1 protein-coding gene is annotated in these 2,479 nt (G+C 70.0%); it reads right to left on the minus strand.

Going from position 1 to position 2,479, the window contains the following annotated elements:
* Positions 1-2,479 (minus strand): type I polyketide synthase (locus ACWDR0_RS34770; RefSeq protein ID WP_456355834.1); only part of this gene is annotated, 2,479 nt, incomplete at both ends.

Raw genomic sequence — 2,479 nt, forward strand, 5'->3', positions numbered from 1 at the left:
GTCGGGGAGGTGGTGGCCGGTGGGGTGGAGGGCGGTCAGGTCGAGGTCGGTGCCGTGGGTGTGGAGGGTGCCGAGGGCGGTGAGGAGGGTGCGGGATTCGTCACGGTCCCGGCGCTGGGAGGAGAGCGTGAGGGTGCCGGTGGGGAGGGAGTCCTCGGCGGCGGGTGCCAGGACGGTGTCCGGGCCGATTTCGAGGAAGCGGGTGGCGCCCTGGGTGGTGAGGGTGGTGACCGCGTCGGCGAAACGGACCGGCTCACGGACCTGACGCACCCAGTAGGCCGGGTCGGTCAATTCGTGGGTGACCGGGAGACCGGTCAGAGTCGACACGAAGGAAATCCGGGGCGGGGCGTAGGAGAGGGTGGAGGCGACCTGAGCGAACTCCGCCAGCATCGGTTCCATCAGCGGGGAGTGGAAGGCATGGCTGACCCGGAGCCGGGTCACCTTATGCCCCTTGAGCCGCTCTGTGGTCGCCGCTACGGCCTCCTCGGCGCCGGAAATGACCACCGAGGCCGGGCCGTTGACCGCCGCAATCACCACACCGTCCACCAAGGCGTCACGGACAACCGACTCGCTCGCCCGGACCGAGGCCATCGCCCCACCCGACGGCAACGCCTGCATCAACCGGGCACGCGCCGCCACCAGGCAGGCCGCATCATCCAGCGACAACACGCCCGCGATATGCGCGGCCGCCAGCTCACCGATCGAATGCCCAGCCAGGTAATCGGGCTTCAGACCGGCCGACTCCAACAGCCGGAACAACGCCACCTCGAAAGCGAACAGACCGGGCTGTGCCCAACCCGTCCCCTCCAGCAAGACGGCATCCTCACCCCACACCACCTCCCGCAACGGCCGCTCCAGATACCCATCAAGAGCCGAAGCCACCTCGTCGAACGCCTCCGCGAACACCGGGAAACGGCCGGCCAGCCCACGGCCCATCCCCAACCGCTGCGCACCCTGCCCCGTAAAGAGCAGCGCAAGCTTCCCTTCCACGGGCGACACCACCGGCAGGGCAGTGAGGCCGCTGCGCAGTTCATCGCGGTCCGAGCCGACAATCACTGCCCGGTGTTCGAACCGTGCCCGCCCCGCCAGTGACCGGGCCACATCCAGCGGCCGGATCTCCTCACCAGCCGCCGTCAGATACGACCCGAGGCGATCCGCATACGACGACAGCGCCGCGGGCGTCCTCCCCGACAGCACCCAAGCCACCGGGACAGCGTCTGCGGAAGGAGCCGTCTCCACGGCCGGGGGCTCCTCAACGATCACATGTGCGTTCGTCCCGCTGATCCCGAACGACGACACCCCCGCCCGACGCGGACGCCCATCACCCCGGACCCACTCCCGCGCCTCGGTCAGCAGCTCCACCGCGCCCGAGTCCCAATCCACCTCCCCGGACGGCTCGTCCACATGCAACGTGCGCGGCAGCACGCCATGCCGCATTGCCAGCACCATCTTCATAACCCCGGCCACGCCCGCAGCGGCCTGTGTGTGGCCCAGATTCGACTTCACCGACCCCAGCCACAACGGCTCACCCTCACCCCGCTCCTGCCCATACACAGCAAGTAGCGCCTGAGCTTCGATCGGGTCCCCCAGGGTGGTACCGGTGCCATGCCCCTCCACCACATCCACCTCACCCGCCGACAAACCAGCCGACCCCAACGCCGCCCGAATCACCCGCTCCTGCGAAGGCCCGTTCGGCGCGAAAAGGCCATTGCTCGCGCCGTCGGAGTTGACCGCCGAGCCGCGTACCACCGCCAGCACCGGATGCCCCAGCCGGACCGCGTCCGACAAGCGCTCCACCAGCAGCACCCCCGCCCCCTCGGAGAACCCGGTCCCGTCCGCCGTATCCGCGTACGAGCGGCACCGGCCGTCGGGCGAAAGCCCCCGCTGGCGGCTGAACTCCACGAACACGTCGGGGGTTGCCATGACCGTCACTCCGCCCGCGAGCGCGAGTGTGCATTCGCCGTTCCGCAGGGCCTGGGCCGCGAGGTGGAGCGCCACCAGCGACGACGAACACGCCGTGTCCACCGTGACCGCCGGGCCCTCCAGACCGAAGGCGTACGCCACCCGGCCCGACGCGATCGCCCCGCTGTTGTTGCTGTCCTGATAGTCGTGGTACATCAGGCCCGCGAAGACGCCGGTCGCGCTGCCCCGCAGCGTGGCCGGGTCGATACCCGCCCGCTCGACCGCCTCCCACGAGCACTCCAGCAACAGCCGCTGCTGCGGATCCATGGCGAGGGCCTCGTTCGGGCTGATCCCGAAGAACGCGGGATCGAACGCGGCGGCGTCGTGCAGAAATCCGCCCGACCGCGTAGACGTCCGGCCCGCCGTCCCCGGCTCCGGATCGTAGAGCCCCTCCACATCCCACCCGCGGTCCACCGGAAACCCCGACACCCCCTCCGCCCCCGACACCACCAGCCGCCACAACTCCTCAGGCGACGACACCCCACCCGGAAAACGACACGCCATCCCCACAATCACC

It is taken from the genome of Streptomyces sp. NPDC003691 (genome assembly GCF_053981115.1).